Origin of the sequence: Nocardioides lentus (genome assembly GCF_039529515.1) — a bacterium.
GTDB lineage: Bacteria > Actinomycetota > Actinomycetes > Propionibacteriales > Nocardioidaceae > Nocardioides > Nocardioides lentus.
This window is the reverse complement of the sequence record NZ_BAAAMY010000003.1, coordinates 24757-50355: the sequence shown is the minus strand read 5'-3', so window position 1 is coordinate 50355 and position 25599 is coordinate 24757. Positions and strand designations below refer to the sequence as shown.

The 25599-nt window shown below is 75.4% G+C and carries 29 protein-coding genes and 1 tRNA gene; 20 read left to right on the top strand and 10 right to left on the bottom strand.

Annotated elements, in window-relative coordinates:
- Nucleotides 1-4 precede the first annotated feature (4 nt).
- The 12 genes from ABD158_RS06725 to der all read left to right on the top strand — a co-directional run bounded on the left by ABD158_RS06725 (nucleotide 5) and on the right by der (nucleotide 11983).
- Nucleotides 5-946 (top strand): site-specific tyrosine recombinase XerD, encoded by a 942-nt coding sequence (locus tag ABD158_RS06725; protein WP_344005419.1) that lies wholly within the window; start codon nucleotides 5-7, stop codon nucleotides 944-946.
- Entirely contained in the window at nucleotides 943-3531 is a 2589-nt protein-coding gene (locus ABD158_RS06720; protein WP_344005417.1) for a DEAD/DEAH box helicase, read from the top strand. The genes ABD158_RS06725 and ABD158_RS06720 overlap by 4 nt, the downstream gene beginning before the upstream one ends.
- Nucleotides 3532-3997: 466 nt before the next feature.
- Nucleotides 3998-4972, top strand: a complete 975-nt coding sequence (locus ABD158_RS06715) for a ParA family protein (protein WP_425573161.1) — start codon at nucleotides 3998-4000, stop codon at nucleotides 4970-4972.
- The gene (locus tag ABD158_RS06710) at nucleotides 4957-5292 is read left to right on the top strand and encodes a hypothetical protein (RefSeq protein WP_344005415.1); all 336 of its coding nucleotides are present in this window, start codon (nucleotides 4957-4959) and stop codon (nucleotides 5290-5292) included. The genes ABD158_RS06715 and ABD158_RS06710 overlap by 16 nt, the downstream gene beginning before the upstream one ends.
- The gene (locus ABD158_RS06705; protein ID WP_344005413.1) at nucleotides 5289-6173 is read left to right on the top strand and encodes a segregation and condensation protein A; all 885 of its coding nucleotides are present in this window, start codon (nucleotides 5289-5291) and stop codon (nucleotides 6171-6173) included. The genes ABD158_RS06710 and ABD158_RS06705 overlap by 4 nt, the downstream gene beginning before the upstream one ends.
- Nucleotides 6170-6814, top strand: a complete 645-nt coding sequence (gene scpB, locus ABD158_RS06700; protein ID WP_344005411.1) for an SMC-Scp complex subunit ScpB — start codon at nucleotides 6170-6172, stop codon at nucleotides 6812-6814. The genes ABD158_RS06705 and scpB overlap by 4 nt, the downstream gene beginning before the upstream one ends.
- A 62-nt stretch (nucleotides 6815-6876) precedes the next feature.
- A complete protein-coding gene (locus ABD158_RS06695) occupies nucleotides 6877-7620 on the top strand; it encodes a pseudouridine synthase (RefSeq protein WP_344005443.1) in 744 nt (247 codons plus the stop codon).
- Between the two features lie 60 nt (nucleotides 7621-7680).
- Nucleotides 7681-8103, top strand: a complete 423-nt coding sequence (aroH, locus tag ABD158_RS06690) for a chorismate mutase (RefSeq protein WP_344005409.1) — start codon at nucleotides 7681-7683, stop codon at nucleotides 8101-8103.
- Entirely contained in the window at nucleotides 8093-9181 is a 1089-nt protein-coding gene (locus ABD158_RS06685) for a prephenate dehydrogenase (protein WP_344005408.1), read from the top strand. The genes aroH and ABD158_RS06685 overlap by 11 nt, the downstream gene beginning before the upstream one ends.
- 11 nt (nucleotides 9182-9192) lie before the next feature.
- Nucleotides 9193-9876, top strand: coding sequence for a (d)CMP kinase (cmk, locus tag ABD158_RS06680; RefSeq protein ID WP_344005406.1), 684 nt, complete (start codon nucleotides 9193-9195; stop codon nucleotides 9874-9876).
- Nucleotides 9873-10643 (top strand): lysophospholipid acyltransferase family protein, encoded by a 771-nt coding sequence (locus ABD158_RS06675; RefSeq protein ID WP_344005404.1) that lies wholly within the window; start codon nucleotides 9873-9875, stop codon nucleotides 10641-10643. The genes cmk and ABD158_RS06675 overlap by 4 nt, the downstream gene beginning before the upstream one ends.
- Complete coding sequence (der, locus tag ABD158_RS06670) at nucleotides 10640-11983, top strand: ribosome biogenesis GTPase Der (RefSeq protein ID WP_344005400.1); 1344 nt, start codon at nucleotides 10640-10642, stop codon at nucleotides 11981-11983. Before ABD158_RS06675 ends, der begins: the two co-directional genes overlap by 4 nt.
- A gap of 59 nt (nucleotides 11984-12042) precedes the next feature.
- On the opposite strand, the gene ABD158_RS06665 is transcribed toward der, so the two are convergent.
- Nucleotides 12043-12354 (bottom strand): helix-turn-helix domain-containing protein, encoded by a 312-nt coding sequence (locus ABD158_RS06665; protein ID WP_344005398.1) that lies wholly within the window; start codon nucleotides 12352-12354, stop codon nucleotides 12043-12045.
- Between the two features lie 131 nt (nucleotides 12355-12485).
- Here ABD158_RS06665 and ABD158_RS06660 point away from each other — a divergent pair.
- A tRNA-Pro gene (locus ABD158_RS06660) sits at nucleotides 12486-12559 on the top strand.
- A 64-nt stretch (nucleotides 12560-12623) separates the two neighbouring features.
- Here ABD158_RS06660 and chrA read toward each other — a convergent pair.
- The 5 genes from chrA to ABD158_RS06635 form a co-directional block, all read right to left on the bottom strand.
- Nucleotides 12624-13994 (bottom strand): chromate efflux transporter, encoded by a 1371-nt coding sequence (gene chrA, locus ABD158_RS06655; RefSeq protein ID WP_344005396.1) that lies wholly within the window; start codon nucleotides 13992-13994, stop codon nucleotides 12624-12626.
- Complete coding sequence (locus ABD158_RS06650; protein ID WP_344005394.1) at nucleotides 13991-14425, bottom strand: chromate resistance protein ChrB domain-containing protein; 435 nt, start codon at nucleotides 14423-14425, stop codon at nucleotides 13991-13993. The genes chrA and ABD158_RS06650 overlap by 4 nt, the downstream gene beginning before the upstream one ends.
- Nucleotides 14422-14952: a Chromate resistance protein ChrB gene (locus tag ABD158_RS06645; RefSeq protein ID WP_344005392.1), complete on the bottom strand. Its 531-nt coding sequence runs from the start codon at nucleotides 14950-14952 to the stop codon at nucleotides 14422-14424. Before ABD158_RS06645 ends, ABD158_RS06650 begins: the two co-directional genes overlap by 4 nt.
- A 66-nt stretch (nucleotides 14953-15018) precedes the next feature.
- Nucleotides 15019-15939, bottom strand: coding sequence for a hypothetical protein (locus ABD158_RS06640; protein ID WP_344005390.1), 921 nt, complete (start codon nucleotides 15937-15939; stop codon nucleotides 15019-15021).
- Nucleotides 15936-16652, bottom strand: a complete 717-nt coding sequence (locus ABD158_RS06635) for a GNAT family N-acetyltransferase (RefSeq protein ID WP_344005388.1) — start codon at nucleotides 16650-16652, stop codon at nucleotides 15936-15938. The genes ABD158_RS06640 and ABD158_RS06635 overlap by 4 nt, the downstream gene beginning before the upstream one ends.
- 82 nt (nucleotides 16653-16734) lie before the next feature.
- On the opposite strand from ABD158_RS06635, the gene ABD158_RS06630 reads away from it, so the two are divergent.
- The gene (locus ABD158_RS06630; protein ID WP_344005387.1) at nucleotides 16735-17445 is read left to right on the top strand and encodes a response regulator transcription factor; all 711 of its coding nucleotides are present in this window, start codon (nucleotides 16735-16737) and stop codon (nucleotides 17443-17445) included.
- Complete coding sequence (locus tag ABD158_RS06625; RefSeq protein ID WP_344005385.1) at nucleotides 17442-18629, top strand: sensor histidine kinase; 1188 nt, start codon at nucleotides 17442-17444, stop codon at nucleotides 18627-18629. Before ABD158_RS06630 ends, ABD158_RS06625 begins: the two co-directional genes overlap by 4 nt.
- Nucleotides 18630-18657: 28 nt before the next feature.
- On the opposite strand, the gene ABD158_RS06620 is transcribed toward ABD158_RS06625, so the two are convergent.
- Nucleotides 18658-18969, bottom strand: coding sequence for a hypothetical protein (locus ABD158_RS06620; protein ID WP_344005383.1), 312 nt, complete (start codon nucleotides 18967-18969; stop codon nucleotides 18658-18660).
- 228 nt (nucleotides 18970-19197) lie between these two features.
- Here ABD158_RS06620 and ABD158_RS06615 point away from each other — a divergent pair, with 228 nt between their 5' ends.
- Entirely contained in the window at nucleotides 19198-20025 is an 828-nt protein-coding gene (locus tag ABD158_RS06615) for an SDR family oxidoreductase (RefSeq protein ID WP_344005381.1), read from the top strand.
- A gap of 40 nt (nucleotides 20026-20065) precedes the next feature.
- Here the strand turns inward: ABD158_RS06615 and ABD158_RS06610 are convergent, their stop codons facing one another.
- On the bottom strand, nucleotides 20066-20950 hold the full coding sequence (locus ABD158_RS06610) for a beta-keto acid cleavage family enzyme (RefSeq protein WP_344005379.1): 885 nt from the start codon (nucleotides 20948-20950) through the stop codon (nucleotides 20066-20068).
- Nucleotides 20951-20953: 3 nt separating this feature from the next.
- Nucleotides 20954-21376, bottom strand: a complete 423-nt coding sequence (locus tag ABD158_RS06605; protein ID WP_344005377.1) for a PNPOx family protein — start codon at nucleotides 21374-21376, stop codon at nucleotides 20954-20956.
- A 106-nt stretch (nucleotides 21377-21482) separates the two neighbouring features.
- Here ABD158_RS06605 and ABD158_RS06600 point away from each other — a divergent pair, with 106 nt between their 5' ends.
- Nucleotides 21483-22121: an endonuclease gene (locus ABD158_RS06600; protein ID WP_344005376.1), complete on the top strand. Its 639-nt coding sequence runs from the start codon at nucleotides 21483-21485 to the stop codon at nucleotides 22119-22121.
- A gap of 19 nt (nucleotides 22122-22140) precedes the next feature.
- Here the strand turns inward: ABD158_RS06600 and ABD158_RS06595 are convergent, their stop codons facing one another.
- The gene (locus tag ABD158_RS06595; protein ID WP_344005374.1) at nucleotides 22141-22434 is read right to left on the bottom strand and encodes a DUF1330 domain-containing protein; all 294 of its coding nucleotides are present in this window, start codon (nucleotides 22432-22434) and stop codon (nucleotides 22141-22143) included.
- Nucleotides 22435-22509: 75 nt separating this feature from the next.
- Between ABD158_RS06595 and ABD158_RS06590 the strand changes: the two genes are divergently transcribed.
- Genes ABD158_RS06590 through ABD158_RS06580 form a run of 3 tightly spaced genes read left to right on the top strand, consistent with a single transcriptional unit; the run spans nucleotide 22510 to nucleotide 25593 of the window.
- Nucleotides 22510-24000: a protein adenylyltransferase SelO gene (locus ABD158_RS06590; RefSeq protein WP_344005373.1), complete on the top strand. Its 1491-nt coding sequence runs from the start codon at nucleotides 22510-22512 to the stop codon at nucleotides 23998-24000.
- A 1-nt stretch (nucleotide 24001) separates the two neighbouring features.
- Nucleotides 24002-25204: an epoxide hydrolase family protein gene (locus ABD158_RS06585; RefSeq protein ID WP_344005371.1), complete on the top strand. Its 1203-nt coding sequence runs from the start codon at nucleotides 24002-24004 to the stop codon at nucleotides 25202-25204.
- On the top strand, nucleotides 25201-25593 hold the full coding sequence (locus ABD158_RS06580) for a hypothetical protein (RefSeq protein WP_344005369.1): 393 nt from the start codon (nucleotides 25201-25203) through the stop codon (nucleotides 25591-25593). Before ABD158_RS06585 ends, ABD158_RS06580 begins: the two co-directional genes overlap by 4 nt.
- Nucleotides 25594-25599 lie beyond the last annotated feature (6 nt).

The following is a 25599-nucleotide window of genomic DNA, read 5'->3' as shown; positions in this document are numbered from 1 at the left end:
CCGGGTGGGGGCTGAGCCGACCGAGGCCGTCCGGGGCTACCTGGACCACCTGGGCGTGGAGCGCGGCCTGGCCGCCAACACCCTCACGTCGTACCGGCGCGACCTGCGTCGCTACCTCGCGCACCTGGGCGCGGCGGGCGTCACCGACCTCGACGAGGTGACCGAGGAGGTCGTCACGGAGTTCCTCGTCGCCCTGCGGACCGGCGACGACGACCACCCGCCGCTCGGGTCCTCGTCGGCCGCACGCACGGTCGTCGCGGTCCGCGGCTTCCACCGCTTCGCGCTCAGCGACGGCCTGGCCGCCGCCGACCCCGCCGGTGCGGTCCGGCCTCCGACACCGGCCAAGCGGCTGCCGAAGGCGCTCCCGCTCGGCGAGGTGGAGGCGCTGCTCGCCGCCGCCGGGTCGCCCGGCGAGGACGAGACGCCGCTGACGCTGCGCGACCGGGCGCTGCTGGAGCTGCTCTACGGCACCGGCGCCCGGATCTCCGAGGTGGTCGGCCTCGACGTCGACGACCTCGACCCGGGCGCCGACCCGGAGGAGGCGACCGTGCTGCTGCGCGGCAAGGGCGGCAAGGAGCGGCTGGTCCCGGTGGGCCGCTACGCCCTCGAGGCGAGTGGCGCCTACCTCGTCCGCGGACGACCGGCCCTCGCGGCCGGCGGCGGTCCGGCCCTGTTCCTGAACTCGCGGGGCGGTCGGCTCTCGCGGCAGAGCGCGTGGGCCGTGCTGTCGCGCGCCGCCGAGCGCGCCGGGCTCGCCCAGGGCATCTCGCCGCACACGCTGCGCCACTCGTTCGCCACCCACCTGCTCGACGGCGGCGCCGACGTGCGTGTCGTGCAGGAGCTGCTGGGCCACGCATCGGTGACCACGACGCAGGTCTACACGCTGGTGACGGTGGACAACCTGCGCGAGGTCTTCGCGTCCGCACACCCCCGGGCCCGGGCGTGACCCCCCTCGCGGCGCTGGCCGCCGAGCTGCGCGACGCCGGCCGGGGCGACGACGCCGACGCCCTGTACGACGCGTTCACCGGGTGGGTGCGCACCCGCGACCTGGAGCCCTACCCGCACCAGGAGGAGGCGATGATCGAGCTCTTCGACGCCCGTCACGTCGTCCTCGCCACCCCCACCGGGTCCGGCAAGACCCTGGTCTCGACCGCGGCCATCTTCGCGGCGCTGGCCGCAGGGGAGCGCGCCTGGCTGACGGCCCCGGTCAAGGCCCTGGTCAGCGAGAAGTTCTTCGAGCTGGTCGGCCTCCTGGGCCCCGACAACGTCGGGATGCTGACCGGCGACGCCTCGGTCAACCCTGATGCCCCCGTGGTCTGCGCGACCGCGGAGGTGCTGGCCAACGTCGCCCTGCGCGAGGGCGCGGGCGCCGACGTGGGCCGCGTCGTCATGGACGAGTTCCACTACTACACCGAGCCCGACCGGGGCTGGGCCTGGCAGGTGCCGCTGCTGGAGCTGACCGGGGCGCAGTTCCTGCTGATGTCGGCCACCCTCGGCGACACGACGCCGATCACCGACGCGCTGACCCGTCGCACGGGTCGGGAGTGCGCGGTCGTGAAGGACGCCGAGCGTCCGGTCCCGCTGAGCTTCACCTGGGCCATGACGCCGTTGGCCGAGACCGTCACCGAGCTCGTCGAGGACGACGACGCGCCGGTCTACGTCGTGCACTTCACCCAGGCCGCGGCCGTCCAGCACGCGACCACGCTGCTGAAGTCGCAGGTCGCCTCGCGCGAGCGGCGCGACGCGATCGCCGAGCGCCTCGCGGGCTTCCGGTTCGCCGCCGGCTTCGGCAAGGCGCTGGCCAAGCTCCTGCGCCACGGCGTCGGCGTGCACCACGCGGGCATGCTGCCGCGCTACCGCCGCCTCGTCGAGCAGCTCGCGCAGGCGGGCCTGCTGGTCGTCGTGTGCGGCACCGACACGCTGGGCGTCGGCATCAACGTGCCGATCCGCACCGTGCTGTTCACCGCCCTCGCCAAGTACGACGGGCGCCGCGAGCGGGTGCTCAAGGTGCGGGAGTTCCAGCAGATCGCCGGGCGGGCGGGACGCGCGGGCTACGACGTGCGCGGCCGGGTCGTCGTCCAGGCCCCCGAGCACGTCATCGAGAACGCCCGGATGCTGGCCAAGGCCGGCGACGACCCGAAGAAGCGCCGCAAGGTGCAGCGCAAGAAGCCGCCGGACGGCGCGGTCGTGTGGACCGAGGACACCTTCACCAAGCTCGTCGAGGGCACGCCCGAGGCGCTCGTGCCGCGGATGAAGGTCGACAACGCCGTGCTCGTCAACGTCGCCGCGCGCGAGGAGGACACCACCGCCGTGGTCCGGCGGCTGGTCTATGACAACCACGACCAGCGCCCCCGCGAGCGTGCCCGCCTCGCGCGCCGCGCCGTACGGCTGGTGCGGAGCCTGGTCGACACCGGCGTGCTGACCCGTCTGGCGGAGCCGGACGCGTACGGCCGGCGGTTCGTGCTCACCGTCGACCTCCCGGAGCACTTCGGGCTGGACCAGCCGCTGTCCCACTTCGCCCTGCGCGCGCTGGAGGTGCTGCCGACCGCGGACGTGGACTCCGACGACGTGGCCGCCCGCACCCACGCGCTGGACGTGCTCAGCGTGGTCGAGGCGATCGTCGCGACCCCGCGGGCGATCCTCATGGCGCAGCAGCACGCCGCGCGCGGCGAGGCCGTCGCGCGGATGAAGGCGGACGGCATCGAGTACGAGGAGCGCATGGTGCTGCTCGAGGACGTCACCTGGCCCCAGCCGCTGGCGGACCTGCTCGGGACTGTCTACGAGGACTACCGGCTCGGGCACCCGTGGCTGCCCGAGGACGCGCTCGAGCCCGCGTCGGTGGTGCGCGACATGGTCGAGCAGGGGATGGGGTTCACGGACCTCGTCGCGCGCTACGGGCTGGCGCGCTCCGAGGGTCTCGTGCTGCGCTGCCTGTCCGACACCTACCGGACGCTGCGACAGGTGGTGCCGGACGCGCACCGCACCGAGGCGCTCGCCGACGTCGAGGAGTGGCTCGGCGAGACCATCCGCCAGACCGACTCCTCGCTGCTGGACGAGTGGGAGGCGCTGACCGGGCTGGCCCCGCTCGCCGACGGCGAGCCGGGCGCCCCGCCGCCCCCGCCCCGCCCGCTGAGCGAGCAGACCCGCCCCTTCACGGTGATGGTCCGCAACGCGGTCTTCCGCCGGGTCCAGCTCGCGGCCCGCGACGACGTCGCCGGGCTCACGGCGCTGGAGGTCGCCGCCGCCGAGTCGGTGCCCGCCGGTGGCGCAGAGGTCGTGATGGGCGAGGCCGACTGGGACGCCGCCCTGGGCGACTACTACGACGAGCACGACGAGGTCCGCACCGACGGCGACGCGCGGGGCCCCGACCTGTTCACCGTGGAGCCGGAGGGCCGCACCTGGCGGGTCCGCCAGTCCCTGCTCGACCCGGCCGGCCACCGTGACTGGGTGCTGGAGGCGACCGTCGACCTCGACGCCTCCGACGAGGTCGGCGAGGCCGTCGTCCTCACCACCGCCCTGCGCCGTCTCTGAACCGGCCCGACCGGGCCGGCAGGGGTGCGGCGAGTCGGCAGTGCGGTGCGCTGTCGAGGGCCCGAGTCGGCAGTGGTGTGCGCCGTCGATGGCCCGAGTCGGCAGTGGTGTGCGCGCCCAGTGGGTCGAGTCGGCCCGGATGCGCCCGTGCGGTGCACACAACTACCGACTCGGGGTCGTGCGGTGCACGGGAGCGCCGACTGGGCCGTCGTGCGGTGCACGGGAGCGCCGACTGGGCCGTCGTGCGGTGCACGGGAGCGCCGACTGGGCCGTCGTGCGGTGCACGCGAGCGCCGAGTGAGGTGCGCATCCAGGCCGTCGGGAGTCTCAAGTGTCACTGGAGAGTTGAGGATTGTGACACGAGTGGGTCGTGGGACTGCTGCGACACGCCGAGCGGCGTCCCCCATGTCTCCGAGTCGACAATTAGCGTCGGAGACGTGAACGCGCCCGCCGGTCCCGCACCCGCCATGCCACCCCGCCCACCGATGCGCCAGCCCGTGCACGCGCCCGGGCCGAGCGACCCGCTCCCGTTCGAGAGGCCCCAGCGGCCCTCGCGCGAGGAGCTCCACGCGGCCGACCCGCTGCCGATCCCCCCGACGGTCGAGATCGGTCCGACCGGCCGCCCGATGCCGCACCTGCCCGAGCCTCCCGCGCTCGACGGGCACGGCCCGGCGCGCATCGTGTCGATGTGCAACCAGAAGGGTGGCGTCGGCAAGACGACGACCACCATCAACCTGGGCGCGGCCATGGCCGAGTTCGGCCGGCGCGTGCTGCTGGTCGACTTCGACCCCCAGGGCTCGCTGTCCGTCGGGCTGGGGCTCAACCCCCACGAGATGGACATGACGATCTACAACCTGCTCATGGAGCGGGACGTCACCCTCGACGACGTGATCGTGCCGTCCGGCGTGCCCGGCATGGACCTGCTGCCCTCCAACATCGACCTGGCCGCGGCGGAGGTCCAGCTCGTCCACGAGGTCGCCCGCGAGCAGACGCTGCAGCGGGTGCTGCGTCCCGCGCTGGCCGACTACGACCTCATCCTCATCGACTGCCAGCCCTCCCTGGGCCTGCTGACGGTCAACGCGCTCACGGCCTCGCACGGCGTGATCGTGCCCCTCGAGTGCGAGTACTTCGCCCTGCGCGGCGTCGCCCTGCTCAAGACCACCATCGACAAGGTCACCGAGCGCCTCAACCCCGACCTGGTCGTGGACGGCGTCCTCGGCACCATGTACGACGGTCGCACCCTGCACGGCCGCGAGGTCATGGAGCGTCTCGTCCAGGCGTGGGGCGACACCGTCTTCCACACCGTCATCCGGCGCACCGTGAAGTTCTCCGACGCCACGGTCGCGGGGGAGCCGATCACCAACTACGCCTCCAGCTCCGCCGGGGCGGGCGCCTACCGCCAGCTCGCCAAGGAGGTGGTGGCCCGGTGCCACGGCGGGTGAGCATGCCGGCGGCGGACGACCTGTTCCGCCCGACCGACGACACGCCGCGCGCGGCCGAGGACAAGCGGCGTCTCGCCGCGGCCCCCGAGCCCGACGGCACCCGGCGCGCCAGCGGGCGCGTGCGGCACGACGAGAAGATGACGGTCTACGTCACCGCCGGCGAGCTGCTCGACCTCGAGGAGGCCCGGCTCGCCCTGCGGCGACGGGGGCTGGCCGTGGACCGCGGCCGCCTCGTGCGCGCCGCGATCGCGATGGCGCTGGCCGACCTCGACGAGCACGGCGACGAGGCCGAGCTGGTGCGCAGGCTCGCCCCGGAGTGAGCCCGTCGGAGGGGGTCGAGGGCGCGGAGGGCGCACCGGTCGCCCCTGAGTTCAGCGTCCGGCTGGACAACTTCGAGGGCCCGTTCGACCTCCTGCTCTCGCTGATCGCCAAGCACGAGCTCGACATCACCGAGGTCGCGCTGTCGCGCGTCACCGACGAGTTCATCGCCCACGTCAAGGTCGGCACCGCCGCCGACGGTGGCGGTGCGTGGGACCTCGAGCGCACCACGTCGTTCCTGCTCGTCGCCGCGACCCTGCTGGACCTCAAGGCCGCCCGGCTGCTGCCCGCGGGCGACGTCGAGGACGCCGAGGACCTGGCGCTGCTCGAGGCGCGCGACCTGCTGTTCGCGCGCCTGCTGCAGTACCGGGCGTTCAAGCAGGTCGCCGGCGTGCTCGCCACCCGGCTCGAGGACGAGGCCCGCCGCCACCCCCGCGCGGTGGGGCTCGAGGAGCGGTTCGCGACCCTGCTGCCCGAGGTGCTGATCGGGATCGGGCTGGAGGAGTTCGCCCGGCTCGCCGCCCGCGCCATGGAGCCCCGACCGGCGCCGGAGGTGGCGCTCGACCACATCCACGTCACGCGGGTGAGCGTGCGCGAGCAGGCCGCGGTCGTCGCCGACCGGCTGCGACGCTCGGGCACGCTGACCTTCCGTGCGCTGTGCGTCGACGCACCTGACACGATGACCACGGTCGCCCGGTTCCTCAGCCTGCTGGAGCTGTACCGCGAGGGCGTGGTCGCCTTCGAGCAGGCGGACTCGTTCGCCGAGCTCGGCGTGCGGTGGACGGGCGGCGAGGGCGTCGAGGAGATCGACGCGCTGGAGACGATCGACGAGTTCGAGGGTGCGCCCGAGGCGGCCCCGGGTGAGGCAGGAGGCGGAGCGTGAGCGAGACCCCGCCCGACGAGGCGCTCGAGGTGCCGCTGTCCGAGCTGCGACCGGCGCTGGAGGCCCTGCTCATGGTCGCCGACCAGCCCCTCGACGCCACGACGCTCGCCACCGCGGTCGGCTACCCGGTGGTCGAGGTCGAGGGCGCGCTGGCCGCGCTCGCCGCCGAGTACGACGAGCAGCACCGCGGGTTCGAGCTCCGCGGCGTCGCCGGCGGCTGGCGCTACTACACCCGCGAGGACTTCGCCCACGTCGTCGAGTCCTTCGTGCTCGAGGGCCAGCAGGCGCGGCTGACGCAGGCCGCGCTCGAGACGCTCGCGGTCGTGGCCTACTCGCAGCCGGTCTCGCGGGCCCGGGTCTCCGCCGTGCGCGGCGTCAACGTCGACGGCGTGATGCGCACGCTGCTGGCCCGCGGCCTGGTGCAGGAGGCCGGGCAGGACCCGACCAGCGGGGCCCACCTCTACCGGACCACCACCTACTTCCTCGAGCGCATCGGCGTCGACTCGCTCGACGACCTGCCCGAGCTCGCGCCGTACCTGCCCGCGATGGAGGACCTCGGCGACGACCTCGGCGCGGGCCCCGTCCCCGAGGCGGCGACGCCGCGTGCCGCCGACCCGCAGCTGGGTGAGGAGACCCCGTGACCGACCCCGTGACCGACCCCGAGCACCCCCCGACCGACGCCGGCGCGAGCCCCGTCACCAACATCGACATCGAGCCCGACGAGGACGGCCTGGTGCGCCTGCAGAAGCTGCTGGCGCGCTCCGGGGTCGCGTCGCGGCGACGCTGCGAGGAGCTGATGCTCGCCGGCGAGGTCACCGTCGACGGCGAGGTCGTCACCCGGCTCGGGACGAAGGTCGACCCGCGCACGGCGGCGGTCCACGTCTCCGGCAAGCGGCTGCCGCCGCTCTCCGAGCACGTCTACCTGGTCCTGCACAAGCCCACCGGCGTCGTCTCGACGATGTCGGACCCGCAGGGCCGCCGCACGCTGTCGGACCTCGTCGCCGACCGCCCCGAGCGCCTCTTCCACGTCGGACGGCTCGACACCGACACCTCGGGGCTGCTGCTGCTGACCAACGACGGCGACTTCGCGCAGAGGATGGCGCACCCGTCGTACGAGGTGGAGAAGACGTACGTCGCCGAGGTCGAGGGCCAGGTCTACCCGAACGTGAAGAAGCGGCTGCTGGCCGGCGTCGAGCTCGAGGACGGGCCGGTGGAGGTGCGTCGGGCCAAGATCAAGCAGGGCGCGCCCGGTCGCTCCATCGTCGAGCTGGTCATCCACGAGGGTCGCAACCGCATCGTGCGGCGGCTGCTCGAGGAGGTCGGCCACCCGGTGCTGCAGCTGGCCCGGACCCGGTTCGGTCCGCTGCACCTCGGCGGCCTCAAGCCGGGCGAGTCGCGCGAGCTGAGCGCGGACGAGCTCGGCCAGCTCCTCGACGCCGCGGGCTGAGCGCGGCTCGCACGACCGGTCCCCGCCGAGCGGGGAGCCGGGCGCACTAGCCTGAGCCGCATGTCCGACAGCGCCGCGACCCCCAGCCCCGCCGTGAGGGTGCGGGCCGTCCGGGGGGCCACCCAGCTCGACGCCGACGAGCGCGACCACCTCCTGGAGCGGGTCGCCGAGATGGTCACCAAGGTGATGGCCGCCAACGCCCTCGAGGTCGACGACGTGATCTCCGTGATCTTCACCTCGACCTCGGACCTGACCTCGGAGTTCCCGGCGTACGCCGCCCGTCAGCTCGGGTTCGGCGACGTGCCGCTGATGTGCGCCCGCGAGCTCGAGATCGAGCGCTCCATGCCCCGCGTCGTACGGATGATGGCGCACGTCGAGACCACGCTGCCGCGCGCGGACATCACCCACGTCTACCTGCACGGAGCGGCGGCGCTGCGCCGCGACCTGACCCGGGTGCAGGCGCTGCCCGACGATGCCTCCTGAGGCGCCCGCCGGGCTGCGCGGGACCGTCCTGGTGGCGGGCGTCGGGCTGCTCGGCACCTCGGTCGGCCTGGCGCTGAGCCGCGCCGGCGTCGACGTCCGGCTCAGCGACCCCCAGCCCGAGCACGTGCGCACCGCCTCCGGGCTGGGCGCGGGGCGCCCGGCGGGCGAGGGCGACCCCCACCCGTGCCTCGTCGTCGTCGCCTGCCCTCCGGCGCTGCTCGGCGAGGTCGTCGCCGCGCACCTGCGGGCCCACCCCGAGGCCGTCGTCACCGACGTGGGCAGCGTGAAGTCGGCTCCGCTGGTCGACGTCGCCGCCCGGGTCCCCGACGTCGCCGACGGGCGCCGCTACGTCGGCTCCCACCCGATGGCGGGCAGCGAGCGCTCGGGGCCGCTCGCGGCCACCGCGTCCCTCTTCGAGGGCCGGCCCTGGGCGGTCACCCCGCACGCCCGCTCCGCGCCCGAGGCCGTCGAGACCGTCGAGGCGCTCGCCGCCGCGTGCGGGGCGATCACGGTGCGCATGACCCCCGACGAGCACGACCGGGCCGTCGCCCGCACCTCCCACCTGCCGCACCTGATGGCCGTCCTGACCGCCGGGCGCCTGGCCGGGGCCCCCGCGGAGCAGCTGGCGCTGTCGGGGCAGGGCGTGCGCGACGTGACCCGCGTCGCGGGCGGCGACCCGGCCCTGTGGCGCCAGATCGTGGCCGCCAACGCCGGCGCCCTGACCGAGCTGCTCCGCGAGGTCCGCACCGACCTCGACGGGCTGCTCGCCGCCGTCGAGACCGGCGCCCCCCTCGAGCCGCTGCTCGAGGCCGGCCGCGCCGGGGTCGCGGCCATCCCCGGCAAGCACGGCGGCACGCCCACCCCCGTGGCGCCGGTGTACGTCGCCGTCCCCGACCATCCCGGCGAGCTCGCGCGCCTGTTCGCCGACGCCGGCGAGATCGGCGTCAACATCGAGGACGTGCGCATCGACCACGACCCCGGGCGCCCCGTCGGCCTGGTCGAGCTGGCCGTGCGCGACAGCCACGCCGAGGTGCTGCGCTCCGCGCTCGAGTCGAGGGGCTGGACCGTCCACCGCTAGGGTGCTGCCCCGTGAGCAGCACCCGTGGGCCCCTCGTGATCGCCGTCGACGGACCCTCGGGGTCGGGCAAGTCGAGCACCTCGCGGGCCGTCGCCCAGCGCCTCGGGCTGCGCTACCTCGACACCGGTGCGATGTACCGGGCCGTGACCTGGTGGATGCTCGAGGCCGGGGTCGACGTCCACGACGCCGACGCCGTGGCCGCCCGCTGCGCGGAGCCCGAGCTGGTCTCGGGCACCGACCCGGGCGCCCCGACGATCCACGTCGACGGCCACGACGTCGGCGCCGCGATCCGCACGGGCGCGGTGACCGGCGCGGTCAGCCCCGTCAGCACCGTGCCCGCGGTCCGCGCCCGGCTCCTCGACCTCCAGCGCGCCGAGATCGCGGCCGCCTCCGCGGCGGGTGGGATCGTCGTGGAGGGCCGCGACATCGGCTCGGTCGTCGCGCCCGACGCCGACCTGAAGGTGTACCTGACCGCCGACGCCGGGGCCCGCGCCGTACGGCGGGCGGCGGAGGAGGGCGGTGCCGGCGAGGAGGCCGTCGCCGCGGTCCGCGCGTCGCTGCTGGCCCGCGACGAGATCGACTCCGGCCGCGCCACGGCGCCCCTGACGATGCCCGACGGCGCCGTCCACCTCGACACCACGCCGTACACGCTCGAGGAGGTCGTGGACCGTCTCGTGGCCCTGGTGGGTCGGTGAGCGACCGGGCACTGCCCGCCGTGGTGGTCGACGTCCCGCGCAGCGACCACGTGGCGCACCCGCGCCGCTGGCTGCTCCACGGCGGCCGTCCTGCCTCGCGCTGGCTGATCCGTCGCCGGTTCGGGGTGCGGGTCCACCACGCCGAGCGCGTGCCGAGGCGCGGCGGGGCGGTCCTGGCGAGCAACCACATCGGGTTCATGGACGGGCCGCTGCTGTCGATCTTCAGCCCGCGGCCCGTGCACACCCTGACCAAGGCCGAGATGTTCGTCGGTCCGCTGGGGGCCTTCCTGACCACGTGCGGCCAGGTGCCGCTGCACCGCTTCGAGTACGACCCGGCCGCGGTCCGCACCTGCCTGCGCGTGGTGCGCGGCGGGGGAGCGGTCGGCATCTTCCCGGAGGGCCGCCGGGGCGGCGGCGACCTCCAGCGCTTCCACCGCGGGGCGGCGTACCTGGGCCTGGTGACGGGCGCGCCGGTGGTCCCGGTGGTCGTGCTCGGCACCCGTGCCCCCGGGGGCGGCGCCGCCTCGATCCCGGGTCGGGGGGACGTGGTGGACCTCGTCTACGGCGAGCCCGTCACACTGGGAGCCACGCGGTGGCCCCGGACGAGGGAACAGGTGGCCGACGCGTCGTTGTTGGTGAGGGAGCACATGCTCGCGCTGATCGACGAGGCGCGCGTGCTGACGGGGCGTGACCTGCCCGGCCCGATGCCTCCCGGTGAGCTGGAGGACGATCCCTACACCGGTCTGATCCTGCGAGGAGAACCATGAGCGAGACCCCTGACGAGACCACCGGCCCCGTGCCGGTGCTGGCCGTCGTCGGACGGCCCAACGTCGGGAAGTCGACGCTGGTCAACCGCATCATCGGCCGCCGCGAGGCGGTCGTGGAGGACATCCCGGGCGTCACGCGCGACCGGATCTCCTACGACGCCCACTGGAACGGCAAGTCCTTCACCGTCGTCGACACCGGCGGCTGGGACCCCGACGCCCGCGGGCTGGCGGAGGCCATCCGTGCCCAGGCCGAGATCGCCGTGACGCTCGCCGACGCCGTGCTCTTCGTCGTCGACGCCACCATCGGGATCACCGACGCCGACGAGGCCGTCGTCCGCGTGCTGCGCCGGGCCGGCAAGCCCGTCGTCCTGGCCGCCAACAAGGTCGACGACCAGCGCCAGGAGATGGAGGCCGCGGGCCTGTGGAACCTGGGCCTCGGCGAGCCCCACCCGGTCAGCGCCGTCCACGGCCGCGGCTCCGGCGACCTGCTCGACGCCGTCCTCGAGGCGCTGCCCGAGCCGCCCGACGAGGACTGGGCCTCCGAGCGCGGCCCGCGCCGAGTCGCGATCGTCGGCAAGCCCAACGTCGGCAAGTCCTCGCTGCTCAACCGGCTCGCCGGCTCCGAGCGCGCCGTGGTCGACAACGCCTCCGGCACGACGGTCGACCCGGTCGACGAGCTGGTCGAGCTCGACGGGCGGACCTGGCGCTTCATCGACACCGCCGGCATCCGCAAGCGGGTCAACCAGGCCTCGGGCCACGAGTACTACGCCTCCCTGCGCACGACGACCGCGATCGACCGGGCGGAGGTGGCGGTCCTCGTGCTCGACGCCGACCAGTCGATCTCCGAGCAGGACCTGCGCATCGTGCAGACCGTCCGCGAGGCCGGCCGCGCGCTCGTGATCGCCTTCAACAAGTGGGACCTCGTCGACGAGGAGCGCCGTCACTTCCTCGAGCGCGAGGTGGAGCGGGAGTTCGTGCAGGTCGCCTGGGCGCCGCGGATCAACATCACCGCCCGCACCGGCTGGCACGTCGATCGGGTCGTGCGCGCCCTCGACGCGGCGCTCGAGGGCTGGGAGACGCGCGTCGGGACCGGCGCGCTCAACACTTTCCTGGGGCGTCTGGTCGCCGAGCACCCGCACCCGGTCCGCTCGGGCAAGCAGCCCAAGATCCTGTTCGGCACCCAGGCCACCACGTCGCCCCCGACCTTCGCGCTGTTCACCTCCGGCAAGCTCGACGCCGGCTACGAGCGGTTCATCGAGCGCCGGCTGCGCGAGGAGTTCGGCTTCGTCGGCACGCCGATCGTGCTCCAGCAGCGCGTGCGGGAGAAGCGCAAGCGCTGAGCGCCCGGCCCGCGCCTCCGGCTCCTCCGTCGACACGGACGGCGGTGCCGGCGGTGGCGTCAGCCCGTCATCGCCCGCGGGCCGCCGACCCGGCCGGGGGCGGCCTCGGCGACGAGCGTCCGGCCGACCGCCACCGTGAGGTCGAGCAGCGTCAGGTCGAGCGCCCCGGCCACGGCCGCGAGGATCTCGGAGGAGGGCTCCTTGAGCCCGCGCTCGACCTCGGAGAGGTACTGGATCGAGACCCCGGAGCGACCCGCGACCTCGCGCAGCCTCAGGCCCCGCTCCTGACGGGCACGGCGCAGGGCGCGGCCCGCGACCTCCCGCCACAGCGGCTCGACCTGCGGGGCCCGGAGGTGGACGACGTCTCCCATGGCCCGACCGTAGGCGTCCCGGCCGGTCCGGTCGCGGCGTTCCGCTCAGGGCGGACGCCGGGGTCCGGGGCCGACTTCGGGGCTCGCGCCCGCTTGGGATAGTGTTCCCACGCGCTCGGAGACGAGTGCCTCGGGCTGTGGCGCAGCTTGGTAGCGCACCTGACTGGGGGTCAGGGGGTCGCAGGTTCAAATCCTGTCAGCCCGACAGTGGGCCTCTCACCTGTCATCGCAGGTGAGGGGCCCGTCGTGCGTCCGACGGACGCGGGCGCTCACGCGAGGCCGGCCAGCCCCGCGGCGACGCCCACGAGCGCGCAGGCGCCGAGGGTGCGCAGCACCGACCAGCCGCGCCAGAAGACCAGGGCGCAGGCGAGGACGGTGATCGCCAGCGGGGCCCACTGCACCGTGTCGAGGACGGGGTACTCCAGGTCGAGCGGGCCGGAGGTGAGCCGGCCGGTGCCCGCGAACAGGGTGTGCACCGCGAAGAAGACCGCGAGGCTGCCGATGACGCCGACGACGGCGGCGGTGATCCCGGTCAGGGCCGTCGCGAGCGTGCGGTTGCCGCGCAGGCGCTCGACGTAGGGCGCCCCGAGCAGGATGAACAGGAAGCTGGGCACGAACGTCACCCAGGTGGTGACGAGCGCGGCGACGACCGCCGCCACCCAGGGGTCGAGGTCGCCGGGCGAGCGGTAGGCGCCGACGAAGGCGACGAACTGCACCACCATCACGAGCGGACCGGGGGTGGTCTCGGCGAGCGCCAGACCGCGGACCATCTCCCCGGGAGCCAGCCAGCCGTACACCTCGACGGCCTGCTGGGCGACGTAGGCGAGGACGGCGTAGGCGCCGCCGAAGGTGATCACCGCGGCGCCGGAGAAGAACAGGCCCTGGTCGACGAACACGCTGGAGCGGCCGAACACGACCGCCGCGGCGACGACGGGAGCCGCCCACAGGGCCAGCCCGACCACCAGGGTGCTGGCGCTGCGCCGGGCGGACGGACGTGCGCTGTGCAGCGCGTCGTCGCTGATCAGCGGGGTGGGCCCGTCGGCGGCGGCGGCCTTCGCCGGACGGGTCAGGTCCGGGATGAGCCGCCCCAGCAGCCAGCCCGCGCCCGCGGCCACCGCGATCACCGCGGGGAACGGGACCGCGAAGGCGGTCAGCGCGACGAACGAGGCGACCGCCAGTCCCACCAGAGCGGGGTGGCCCAGGCCCTTGCGGCTGACGCGGATCACCGCCTCGAGGACGATCGCGATCACCGCGGGGGCGAGGCCGAGGAACAGCGAGCGGACGACGGTGGTCTCGCCGTAGGCGACGTAGACACCCGAGAGCGCGAGCAGCGCCACCACGCCGGGGAGCACGAACAGCACGCCCGCGACGAGCGCGCCGCGGACGCCGTTGAGCAGCCACCCGACGTACGTCGCGAGCTGCTGGGCCTCCGGCCCCGGCAGCAGGGTGCAGTAGGACAGGGCGAACAGGAACCGCTGCTGGCCGATCCAGCGCTTCTCGTCGACGAGGGTCCGCTGCATGACGGCGATCTGGCCAGCGGGCCCGCCGAAGGTCTGCAGCGAGATCGCGAACCACGCACGGGTGGCCTCCCGCAGCGGGACGACGTCGTGGGAGGGACGCGGGGCGGTGCCCTGGCTCATGACGGTGCGCTCCTGTCGAGGATGAAGCCGCGGCGGTAGTAGTGCCGGAGCCCGTCGAAGACGGATCCGGTGAGGGCGAGGACCGTGTGGTCGTCCTGCGTCATCGACAGCCCGCGCAGGACGACGTCGAGGCCGGCGGCCTCGGGCGCGTCGTAGCGGTCGTCCTCGAGGTCGGCCTCGTGCACGATCGCCGCGATGCGCCACAGGACCGGGTCGTCGAGGTCGTGGCGGCGCAGGATGGTCTCGAAGGTGCAGTCGTCGCCGTGGTGGCCGTACTCGACGCCGCGCATGTCGAACGGCGTGGCGTCGGCGGGCACGTCGTGCCGGTCGTCGACGAACACGAACTCCGCCTCGTCGTCGACGTAGCGGCGGATCAGCCAGGCGCAGGCCGCGCGGTCGATGTGGATGCCCGCGCGGGTCGCCCACCTCACGCGGGACCGCCGGCGCCGGGCGTGCTCCGGGCGGCCGCAGGGGTCACGGGCTCCCGCAGCAGGTCGACGGCCTCGCGGACGGCGCGGACCGCCTCGTCCCGCTCGGGTGGGGGGAAGTAGTCGCGACGCTGGACGGCACGCAGCGCCCGCCGCAGCCGCGTCGCCGTGCGCGTGGCGTCGCCCGCGACCAGACCGGTCCGCGCGGCGACGTCGGCCTCGCGCGCGAGGTCGCGGTACTCCTGCGCCCGGGCGCGGGCCATCGTCCGGGCCAGCTCCCGCTCGTCGTGCCGGGTCAGCGTCCGCGCCTGCAGCAGCAGCGCGGTGCCGCCGGCGCCGAGCACCCGGTCGGCCACCCACTCGAGGTGCTCGCGGGTCCGGGGGTCCTCCGGCAGCGCGACCACCCCGTCGCCGAGCTGCGCGACCCCGAGGGCGCGCAGGCGGCGCCACACGGCGATGCGGGGCGTCGACGGCTCGCGCGGGACCCGGTAGACCAGGCAGACCCACGTGACGTCCGGAGGTGAAACCACGGTTGCATCATCGGCGACCGCGGGTCGCGGGTCAACGGCGCCACGCGGTGGCGCGACCGGGGCCGGTCAGAGGTCGAAGCCGACGTGGACGTGGTCGCGGTGCAGCGCGTTGGCGAAGTGCACGCCGGTGTCGCCCGGCGGGACGACCGGGCCGCCGATCTCGGTGCTGCCCAGCTCGCGGGCGGCGTCGAGGAACCGGATCAGGAGGGGGTCGTCGAGCGGCATCTCGACCACGGGCCGGCCGTCCACGGCCCAGACGTCGACGGCCCGCCCCCGGGTGTGGTTCGACAGCCCGTCGGTGCCGAACACGGTCGGCGGGTGGCCGGAGGCGAAGACCGCGACGGACATCGAGAACTCCTCGGCCAGGCCCAGCAGCACGTCCACGACGAGGGGCTCGACGGTCCCCGCACGCAGGTCCGCGACGGCGGGCGCCGGCAGCTGCACCCGTGGGTCGTCGACCAGGCGCCGGGCCGACCGGCCGAGGCGGCCGGCCCGACGGTCGGGCGCCGGGATCACCTCGGTCACGCGCCATCCCGTGCCCCCGCGGGCGAGGCGGACGTCGGTGGTGCGCAGGGTGCGGCGCAGCGCCGCCCCGTCGCGCCGGGTCTCGCGGGCGACGACCATGACGCTGGCGGTGGTGGCCTCCAGCCCGCCGTACTGGGGGTAGACGACCTGGGTGACGCGGCCGCGGCCGCGGCCGCGTCCGCGACGCTCCACCTCGCGGGCCGCGACCACCTTCGCGTCCGGCTCGACCTCCTCGGAGGTCGGCCGCCAGGGTGTCGCCCGCGGCAGCGGCTCCGGTCCGGAGGGCGCCGGGCTGCTCGACGGGTCGCTCGACGGGTCGCGCGGTGCCGCCGGTGCGCCGGACCCGGCGGGGGAGGGCCGGGCGCCCGGGTCGCCGTCCCCGATGCCGGCGCAGCCCACCAGCCCGAGGCCGCCGACGACCAGCAGGCCCCGCCGGGTCCAGGCGCGAGCTGCGCGCGTCATCGACCCGCGACGGCCGGGGCGCGGTAGGTCAGCACGGTGTCGCCGTCGCGGTCGACGTGGCTGCCCACACGGGTCCAGCCGACCCGCTCGTAGAACGCGGCCGCGCCCTCGGCGCCGGCCTTGGTGACCAGCTCGACGCGGTCCGCACCGGCGGTGGTGGTGTCGTCGAGGAAGCGGGCCACGAGCCGGGTACCGATCCCGTTGCCCCGGGCCGACGGCGCGACCACGATGGCCTCGAGGACGGCGATCCGCTCCGCCGAGGGCGTCCCCGCGGTGCCCGCGGCGGGGCGACCCCGGAGCCGCCTCAGGTAGCGGCCCGCCCGGGTGGCCGCGAACTCCGCGAGCAGGCGCGGTCGAGTGGCGAACGCCCGCGCCGCCGCGCGCACCAGTGGTCCGCGGCGGTGCTCGAGCAGCCAGGCGACCCCGGCCCGGCGGTCGGTCGATCCGAGCAGGAAGCCGACGGGCTCGCCCCCGCGCAGCGCGACGTACGCCGTGCCGTGCGGGGAGGCGACGTGCGCGGCGTGCCAGCGGCGCACGAAGCCGCGTCCGAGCCGGGGGAAGAGGCCGTGGGGCAGCTCGGCGACGTGGGTGGCGGCCACCCAGCGAGCGTGCTCGCCGCCCAGCGCGACGAGCTCCACGTCACCCGCCGGCGGTGTCGGGACGGCGAGCATGTCGAGGGGGTCGAGCTGGTCGGTCATCGTGGGCTCCTGCACGGAGGGGATGGTGCGTGGGTCCCTCCAGGCTGGGCCGCGAACCTCAGAGCCACCTCAGAGCGTGCGTGCGAGGATCCGCGGCATGGTCGACAGGCACGCGGACACCGGGGTCGAGGCGGCGGAGACCGCCGCCGGCGCGCCCCGGCTGCTGCTCGTCGAGGACGACCGCCGGATGGCGGGACTGCTGCAGCGCCTCCTCACCGGCGAGGGGTACGACGTGACCGTCGTCCACGACGGCCAGGCCGGGCTGCACCAGGGGCTCTCGGCGCGTTTCGACCTCCTCGTGCTCGACCGGATGCTCCCGGCCGTCGAGGGCGTGGACCTCGTCCGGCGCCTGCGCTCCCGCGGGGTGGTGGCGCCGATCCTGCTGCTCACGGCGCGCGGCGAGCCCGAGGACCGGGTCACCGGCCTCGACGCCGGCGCCGAGGACTACCTGGTCAAGCCGTTCGACCTCGACGAGCTGCTGGCGCGTCTGCGTGCACTCCTTCGTCGTCACACCGACACCGCCGACGTGCTCGACCTCGGCGGCGGCCACCTCGACCTCGCCAGCCGTCGGGTCGTGCTCGACAGCGCCGGCGCGGTCGACCTGTCGGCGCGCGAGTGCGAGCTGCTGCAGGTCGTCGCCGGCAGCCCCCGCCGGGTCTTCGGTCGCGAGGAGCTGCGCGCGCTGGTCTTCGCCGAGACCGACAGCGACAACGCCGTCGACACCTACGTCTACTACCTGCGCCGCAAGCTGGGGCGCGACGTGATCCGGACCGTGCGGGGCCTCGGCTACCAGATGGGGGCCGTGTGAGCGACGACGACAGCAGGCTGCTGCGGCGCGCGACGCGCAGGGTCGCGGTCCAGACGGGCGCGGCGGTGGCGGTCGTCGTCGCCGTCGTCGTGGGTCTGGTCTACCTGACCAGCCTCGAGGCCCGCCGCGACGCCACGGAGTCCAAGGCGCAGGGCAAGGTCGCCGCCGCCCTCGCGGCGGGGGAGGCGGGCTCCGTCGTCGCCGACGGCCTGCCCTCGGAGTGCCCGGAGAGCGAGGTCGACGCCGCGGCGGACGGGCTGGGGGTCGGGGAGACCTGGTTCGAGGTCTGCGGCGGGCCGTTCCTCGGCTACGTCGAGGAGGCGGACGGCGCGCGCACCGCGGCCGTCGTCAGCTTCGTCGAGCAGCGCGACGAGACCCGACGCCTGGCGCAGCTGTCCCTCTTCGCGGGGCTGGTGGGCGTCCTCGCCGCCGCGGCGCTCGGGTGGGTGTCCGCGCGCCGTGCGGTCCGCCCGCTCGGTGCGGCGCTGTCGCTGCAGCGCCGCTTCGTCGCCGACGCGAGCCACGAGCTCCGGACGCCGCTGGCGATCCTGCAGACGCGCGCGCAGATGCTCGCCCGCACGACGCCGGCCGAGGACCCGCAGCACGAGGAGCTGCGGCTGCTCGTCCAGGACGCCCGGGTCATGGGCGACGTCGTCGACGACCTGCTGCTGGTGACGCGGCTGCGCGACCGGCGCCCGACGTACGAGGCGGTGGACCTGGTCGCGGTCGCCCGCGCCGTGCGCGACGCCTTCGCCGCCACCGCCGCGGACGCCGGGGTCGACCTGCGGGTCGAGGCCGAGGACCGCGTCGTCGAGGTCGCGGGCGCACCGGTGGCCCTGCGACGGGCGGTCACCGCGTTGGTCGACAACGCGCTGGCCCACGTCTCGGCCGGCGGCTCGGTGCGGCTCCGGGTCGTGGTCGACGCGGACGGCGCCCGGCTCGCCGTGCTCGACGACGGCACCGGCCTGGACCCCGCCGAGGCGGACCACCTGACGCGGCGCTTCGCGCGCGGGCTGGTGCCCGACGGCGAGGGGGAGCACCGTCTGGGCCTCGGGCTCGCCCTGGTCCGCGAGATCGTCGAGGCCCACGACGGCGGTCTCGAGATCGACGGCTCCCCCGAGGGCGGCGCCGCGGTGACGCTGCGGCTGCCCCGCGCTCGCGGCGGGCCCGACCCGGTCGGCTAGGGCCGTGCGAGCGGGTCGCCCCGCCCGGTCAGTTGCGCCCGGTGCTGAACAGCTGCGCCAAGGCACCGTCGGCGCAGTCGCAGGCGTCGAGCGCCCACACGGCTCCCTCGCTGTCGGACTCCCACCAGCCCGTGAGCGCGCCCTCGTGGCCGTCGACGTTGGCGTCGCGGAGCGCCTGTGCGAGGGCGAACTCCACGTGCAGCTCCGCCGCCGCGCCCCAGTGCGCGTGGGCCGCGGAGCCGACGGCCCGCTGCGCGTCGTCGACGCAGTCGAAGGCCGGGCGACGGCTCGGGTAGTCGAAGGCGCGCGCGCCCCCGAGCTCGTGGGACGACTCACCCACGACCTGCTCCCTCACGTGGAAGTGCACACCCGCGCCCGATCGTCGAGTGGAGCCCCGACCGGCGGTGCTCCTGCGTCCAGGGTAGGTCGGTCCTCCCCGGGTGTCGCCCCCCGAGGAGGGGGTTCCGCCGCCGTCAGGGTGCCCGCGGGCGCCGGGGCGCGGAAGTCCGGGCGCCCGGGCGATGTTGGACCTGCCGTACGGACGTGGGACGAGACGAGGAGATGTGACATGAGCAAGGTCTGGTTCATCACCGGGGCGTCGAAGGGCTTCGGGCGCGAGTGGGCGGAGGCCGCCCTGGAGCGCGGTGACCGCGTGGCCGCTACGGCACGTCGGCCCGAGACCCTGGACGCGCTCGTGGAGGTCTACGGCGACGCGGTCCTGCCGCTGCAGCTGGACGTCGACGACCGCGAGGCCGACCGCGCCGCCGTCGCCCGCGCCGCGGAGCACTTCGGGCGCCTCGACGTGGTCGTCAACAACGCCGGGTACGGCCACTTCGGGATGGTCGAGGAGGTCTCCGAGGCCGAGCTGCGGGCCCAGATGGAGACCAACTTCTTCGGCGCCGTCTGGGTCACCCAGGCCGCGGTCGAGGTGATGCGCGCCCAGGGCTCCGGGCACGTCGTGCAGGTCTCCAGCATCGGCGGCATCAGCGCCTTCCCGACGGTCGGCGCCTACCACGCGTCGAAGTGGGCGCTCGAGGGGCTCTCCCAGTCGCTGTCGCAGGAGGTCGCCGGCTTCGGGATCCACGTGACGCTGGTGGAGCCCGGCGGCTTCTCCACCGACTGGTCCGGTCCCTCCGCGGTCCGCAGCGACGAGATCGGGGCGTACGCCGAGGTCCGCGAGGCGGCCTCGAAGCGGCCCACCGCCAACGACCCCGGCGACCCGACCGCGACCCGCTCGGCGATCCTCAAGGTCGTCGACGCCGAGCAGCCGCCGCTGCGGGTGTTCTTCGGCCGGGCGCCGCTCGACGTCGCGACCGCGGACTACGAGCAGCGGCTCGCGACCTGGCGCGAGTGGCAGCCGGTCGCCCTCGAGGCGCACGGCGGCCAGGCCGGCTGAGACCCTCGCAGGCCGGGGTCAGGCCGGGGTCAGGCCGGGGTCAGGCCGGGGCCAGGCCCAGCAGGGTCCGTGTCTCGGCCGGCGTGGCGGCGCGGTGGCCGTGGTCCTCGACCAGGGCCACCGCGTCGGCGAGCAGCTCCGCGTTCGTCGGCTCCCCGGGGCCGGCGTGGTCCTCGAGCCCGACCCGCAGGTGGCCTCCCCGCTCCAGCGCGAGGGCGGCGAGACCGGACGCCACGACGTCGCCGCCCAGCACGGCCACCGACCACGGCAGGCCGGACGGCTCGAGCAGCTCGAGGTAGGCCTCGAGCCCGGCGACCGTGGGCGGCAGCCCGAACGCGAGCCGGCCGCCGAAGTAGAGCTTCACCATCGCCCCGGCCGGGAGCCGGCCCGCCCGCTGCCAGGCCAGCGTCGTGCGCAGGAACCCCGGCTCGAAGACCGAGATGCTCGACCCCACCCCCAGCGCCGCGGCCCGCGCGAACATGTGGGCGGTGTCGGCGTAGGAGTTGGCGTACGGCCCGGGCGCGGCGTCGTCGGGCACCTCGCCGTCCTCGGTGAGACCGACGTTGACCGAGCCCGGGTCCACCAGGGCGAGCCCGCCCAGCGGCGCCAGCGCCTCGACGTGGCCCCAGCGCTCGGTCACCGCGACGCCGCGGGCGCCCGCGGCCATCGTCGGGTAGAGCAGCACCCCGGGGTGGCGCTCGAGGACCGGCGTCCACGCCTCGAGGTAGGGGGCGAGGGCGTGGACGCCGGACGCGGTGAACATGGGGTCGTCGGTGTGGTTGTGCAGCACGGACGCGCCGCCCGCCACGCCGTCGAGCATCGCCGTCGTGACCTCCGCTGGCGTGCGGGGCACGTGGCGGTTGGCGCTGCGCGGCGTCGAGCCGTTGACGGCGAGCTCGAGGATGACCGGCCGGGGACCGTCCACGTCCTAGTCCTCGCTCGCAGCCCAGCCCCGGAGGTTCACGATCCGGCACACCAGCACCCGGTGGAAGGGCTTGTCCGCGTACTGCGGCACGGTCCCGGCCAGGCGGTCGCCCAGCTCGTCGAGCAGCTCCTGCGACGGGGACCCGACGTGCTCGAGGTCGGCGCGCACCCACCACAGCCGCGACCAGTCCACCGCGTCCCAGTGGTCGACCAGCAGAGAACCGCGCGGGTCGGCGTCGAGGTTGTCCTCGCGCTGGAGCCGGGAGCGCGACTTGGGCTTGACCGTGTCGATCGGCACCCCGACGTGGCCGTCGGCGCTCACGGCGTAGACCACCGGCTGCGGGTCCGGGCCGCGCTCGGGGTGCAGCGTGCACAGCACGCCGTGCACCTGCGCGGCGAGTCGGTCGCGGGCTGTGACCTCGTCCATCCTCATCGAGACGGTCCCTGCCCGGTACCGCCCGCAGGCAGGTCGTCGCTCACCCGGCGCATGATGCCAAGGATCGCCTGCCGCGCCCAGGGGTACCGGGCCGCGCGTGAGCCACGACGACGTCCTCGCCCGCCTCCTCGACCGCCACGGGCGGACGTACGCCGACGAGGCCGGCCTGCGGCTGAGGGACACCCCGGCGCCGCTGTTCGGGCTGCTGGTGCTCGCCCACCTGCTCTCGGCGAACCTCTCGGCCGACCTCGGGGTGCGGGCCGCCCGCGCGATGACCCGGCAGTACCGCACGGCCGAGGCGATGGCCGCGGCCTCGGACGACGACCGGCACGCGGTGCTGAGCGAGGCCCGCTTCCTGCGCAAGCGCCGGACCGCCGAGCTCCTCGGGAGGACGGCGGCGCTGGTGGTCGACGACTACGACGGCGACCTGCGGCGCCTGCGCGACACCTCCGACGGCACCGCGACGGGGGTCGCCGACCTGGTCACCGCGATGCCCGGCATCGGCGAGGTCGGCGCCGCCATCTTCTGCCGGGAGGCGCAAGCGGTGTGGCCCGGGCTGCGCCCGTGCTGCGACGACCGGATGGCCGACGCGGCCCGGGACCTGCACCTGCCGCACACCGCCCGCGGGCTGGCCGACGCGACCGGGGACGACGACCTCTCGGTGCTCGGCGCCGCGCTGGTGCGGTGCGCGATCGCGGGCGACGCCGAGGAGATCCGGACGGGCCGCTCCCGGTAGTCCGTCCCGGTCGTCGGTCTCAGTAGTCGGTGCCGGGCGCGATGCGCATGTCGCGCACGGCGCCGTCGCCGAGCGCCTCGAGGGCACGGGCGTACTCGTCGCTGTCGTGGGTGGCGCGGGCCGCCTCCACGGAGTCGAACTCGATGACGACGCAGCGCTCGGTCACGCCGGCCTCGTAGACCTGCTCCGGGAGGCCGCGGACCACGAATCGGCCGCCGCCGGCCTTGATGGCGGGCCCGGCGATCTCGGCGTACGCCGCGACCTTCGCGGGGTCGGAGATCTCGCGGTACAGGGCGATCCAGTAGGCGCTCATGGGCCCATCCTGCCCCCGGCGGGGTCGGCCCGCGACCGGCCCCCGCGCGGTGGGACGCCTCAGTAGCGTGGAGGGGTGACGACCTCCACCCGCGCCGAGCCCCGGCTGGGGCACACCTACGCCGACGCGCTGCCCGAGCTGGTGACGGACTGGCGGGCCGAGGAGCCCCTCGACCCGGGTCTTGTGGTCCTCAACGAGCCCCTCGCCGCCTCGCTCGGGCTGGACCCGGCGTGGCTGCGCGGCGAGGAGGGCGTGCGGTTCCTGCTCGGCGCCCACGTGCCCGACGGCGCACGACCGGTCGCGCAGGTCTACGCCGGGCACCAGTTCGGCGGCTACTCGCCGCGGCTCGGCGACGGCCGGGCGCTCCTGCTCGGCGAGATCACCACCGAGGACGGCGCGCTGCGCGACCTGCACCTCAAGGGGTCCGGACGCACGCCGTACGCCCGCGGCGGCGACGGACGGGCCGTCCTCGGCCCGATGCTGCGCGAGCACGTCGTCAGCGAGGCGATGCACGCCCTCGGTATCCCGACGACCCGCTCGCTGGCGGTCGTGGCGACCGGCCGGCCGGTGGTGCGCGAGGACGGCACCCTCCCGGGCGCGGTGCTGGCCCGGGTCGCGCGCAGCCACCTCCGCGTCGGGACCTTCCAGTACGCGCGCGCCCTCGACGACCCGGCCCTGCTGCGCCGGCTCGCCGAGCAGGCGATCGCCCGCCACCACCCCGCGGCCGCGCAGTCCGACGCGCCGGCGCTCGCGCTCTTCGAGGCCGTCCGCAACGCCCAGGCGCGGCTGGTCGCCCAGTGGATGGGGGTCGGGTTCGTCCACGGCGTGCTCAACACCGACAACGTCACCATCTCGGGGGAGAGCATCGACTACGGGCCGTGCGCGTTCCTCGACGCGGCCGACCCGGGCGCCGTCTTCAGCTCCATCGACCACCAGGGCCGCTACGCCTGGGGCAACCAGCCCGCGGTCACCGGCTGGAACCTGGCCCGGCTCGCCGAGAGCCTGCTGCCGCTGATCGCCGAGGACGCGGGGGTGGACACCGACGGCGCGGTCGAGCTCGCCACCGCGTCGCTCTCGCGGTTCGCCACGTCGTACGCCGCGGCCTGGCACGACGTGCTCCGCGCCAAGCTAGGCCTGCCCGCGGGCCTGTCCGACGACGCTCTCGCGCCCCTGGGGGAGGACCTGATGGCGCTCGTCCGCGGCGGCGAGGGCGGTCCGCCGGTCGACCACACCGGCTTCTTCCGCGACCTCTCCGCCGCCGCCCGCGGCGACGTGGCGCCGGCGCGGGACCGCGTGCTGGACGTCGCGGCGTTCGACGAGTGGGTCGCCACCTGGCGGGCGCTCGACCCGGACGCCGACGCGATGGACCGGGCCAACCCCGTCCACGTGCCGCGCAACCACCTCGTCGAGGAGGCCCTGGAGGCCGCCACCGCGGGGGATCTCGACCCGTTGCGGCGGCTGCTCGAGGCCGTCACCTCGCCGTACGAGGTGGGCGACGTCGACGCGCGCTACCGCGAGCCGGCCCCGGCGTCCTTCGGGGCGTACACGACATACTGCGGGACCTGAGGTGGCGGCCCTCGAGCTGCGACCGTTCACCGTCGACGTCGACGAGGCGGTCCTCGCCGACCTCCGCGAGCGTCTCGACCGCACCCGGTGGCCCGCGCAGGTCCCGGGCGTCGGGTGGGAGCACGGCGCGGACCTGGGCGTGGTCCGGGAGGTCTGCGAGCACTGGCGGCACCACTACGACTGGCGTGCCGCCGAGGCCGTGCTCAACGCCGTGCCGCAGCACCTCGTGGCCGTCGACGGCGTCGACCTGCACCTGCTCCGCGTGCCGGGCGTCGGCCCCGCCGACGGGCCTCCACCGCCGGCGCTGCTCCTGCTGCACGGCTGGCCCGGCTCGGTGTGGGAGTTCGTGCGGCTCCTCGGGCCGCTGAGCGACCCCGCCGCCCACGGCGGCGACGCCGGGGACGCCGTCGAGCTGGTCGTCCCCTCGCTGCCCGGTTTCGGCTTCTCCTCCGCGCCCGCCGAGCGAGGGTGGGGTCCGACACGGATCGCGCACGCCCTCGACGCGCTCATGCGCGGCCTCGGCCACGAGGCCTACGCCGTGCACGGCGGTGACTGGGGCGGCATCGTCGGCTCGCAGCTCGCGGCGCTGCACCCCGACTCCTGTCGGCTGCTCCACACGACGATGCCCGTCGCCCCCGCGCCCGCGGACCCCTCGCCGGAGGAGGCGGAGCGGCAGCGCCGGATGCGCGAGCACCGCGCGCGGGAGTCGGCGTACCACCACGTGCAGCGCACCAAGCCCGACTCGCTCACCCTCGCCCAGCACGACTCGCCCGCCGGGCTCGCGGCGTGGGTCCTCGAGAAGTTCCACGGCTGGAGCGACCTCGACGGCGGCGACCTCCTCGCGACGTACGACGTCGACGACCTGGTGACGAACCTGATGCTCTACTGGGTCCCCGGCTCCGCCCCGAGCGCGGCGAGGCTCTACCTCGAGCACGCCCGCGACGAGCAGGCCCGGGCCCTGCCACCGGTCACGGTGCCGACGGCCGTGGCGCACTTCCCGGCGGAGCCCTTCGCCGCGTCCCGGGAGGCCGCCGAGCCGCGCTACGACCTGCGGCGCTGGACCGAGATGGAGGTCGGTGGCCACTTCGCCGCGCTGGAGCAGCCGGCGGCCCTCGTCGACGACGTCCAGGCGTTCCTGCGCGGCCACCGCGGGCGGCTCCGGCCGGCCGACGGGCGCCTGGACCGTCATACTGGCGCGCGATGAAGTTCACCGAACGTGAGATGACCGTCGCCGTCAAGGCCGTCGCACAGCAGCTCATGCTCGCGACCCGCCCCCTGGGGCGTGGCAGCGTCGACGCCCGCTGGGACCGGCTGGCGCCGATCGAGCGCTACGAGAAGCTCTCGGCCGCCGGCGACCTCGTGCTGCCGGTGCTCCTCGCGCTGCCCGAGCGACCCACCGTCGGGGCGACGCCGGCCTTCACCGCCGAGGAGTACGACGCCGCGGCGGGCGAGGCGGCCGACGCCCGCGGCGAGCAGACCCCGAAGGCCCGCAAGCGCCTGGTCGCCGTCACCGCCCGCCTGGCCCGCGCCGCGGTCGCGGCGATGCCGGTGCGCCAGGACCCCGACGCCCTGATCGTCCCCGACCACCTCTGAGACCGC

Coding starts and splice junctions, on each gene's coding strand:
- ABD158_RS06665 (WP_344005398.1), bottom strand. CDS start 12,354: ATGGGAGACGTCGTCCACCTCCGGGCCCCGCAGGTCGAGCCGCTGTGG.
- der (WP_344005400.1), top strand. CDS start 10,640: ATGAGCGAGACCCCTGACGAGACCACCGGCCCCGTGCCGGTGCTGGCC.
- aroH (WP_344005409.1), top strand. CDS start 7,681: ATGTCCGACAGCGCCGCGACCCCCAGCCCCGCCGTGAGGGTGCGGGCC.
- ABD158_RS06605 (WP_344005377.1), bottom strand. CDS start 21,376: ATGGACGAGGTCACAGCCCGCGACCGACTCGCCGCGCAGGTGCACGGC.
- ABD158_RS06580 (WP_344005369.1), top strand. CDS start 25,201: ATGAAGTTCACCGAACGTGAGATGACCGTCGCCGTCAAGGCCGTCGCA.
- chrA (WP_344005396.1), bottom strand. CDS start 13,994: ATGAGCCAGGGCACCGCCCCGCGTCCCTCCCACGACGTCGTCCCGCTG.
- ABD158_RS06615 (WP_344005381.1), top strand. CDS start 19,198: ATGAGCAAGGTCTGGTTCATCACCGGGGCGTCGAAGGGCTTCGGGCGC.
- ABD158_RS06715 (WP_425573161.1), top strand. CDS start 3,998: ATGCCACCCCGCCCACCGATGCGCCAGCCCGTGCACGCGCCCGGGCCG.
- ABD158_RS06630 (WP_344005387.1), top strand. CDS start 16,735: ATGGTCGACAGGCACGCGGACACCGGGGTCGAGGCGGCGGAGACCGCC.
- ABD158_RS06595 (WP_344005374.1), bottom strand. CDS start 22,434: ATGAGCGCCTACTGGATCGCCCTGTACCGCGAGATCTCCGACCCCGCG.
- ABD158_RS06640 (WP_344005390.1), bottom strand. CDS start 15,939: ATGACGCGCGCAGCTCGCGCCTGGACCCGGCGGGGCCTGCTGGTCGTC.
- ABD158_RS06685 (WP_344005408.1), top strand. CDS start 8,093: ATGCCTCCTGAGGCGCCCGCCGGGCTGCGCGGGACCGTCCTGGTGGCG.